This is a genomic window from Acidovorax sp. MR-S7 (assembly GCF_000400995.2).
Classification (GTDB): Bacteria; Pseudomonadota; Gammaproteobacteria; order Burkholderiales; family Burkholderiaceae_C; genus MR-S7.
In genome coordinates this window covers 1-250 of record NZ_DF238924.1, presented here as the reverse complement: position 1 = coordinate 250, position 250 = coordinate 1, and the positions used below count along the sequence as shown (strand labels likewise).

At 60.0% G+C, this 250-nt stretch carries 1 protein-coding gene; it reads right to left on the bottom strand.

Annotated elements, in window-relative coordinates:
- Window positions 1-250 (bottom strand): transposase (locus AVS7_RS11380; RefSeq protein WP_020228519.1); only part of this gene is annotated, 250 nt, incomplete at both ends.

The following is a 250-nucleotide window of genomic DNA, read 5'->3' as shown; positions in this document are numbered from 1 at the left end:
TCGCGGGGCACCTCAATGGGCAACTCGCCGAAATCGCCCTTGAGGGTCTTCTTACTCTTGCCGTTGCGGGTGTTCCCGCTGGGGTTGGCCACCGCCTCGTTGCGTTCATAGCCCAGGTGCTCGGTTAGTTCGGCGTCAAGCGCCTTCTCGACCAGCAGCTTGGTCAACTGCTTGAGCAGGCCGTTCTCGCCGATGAGGTCTTCAGGCTTCTTGTAGTTAGCCAGCAGGCCAGACAGCAGTTCTTCGGGTA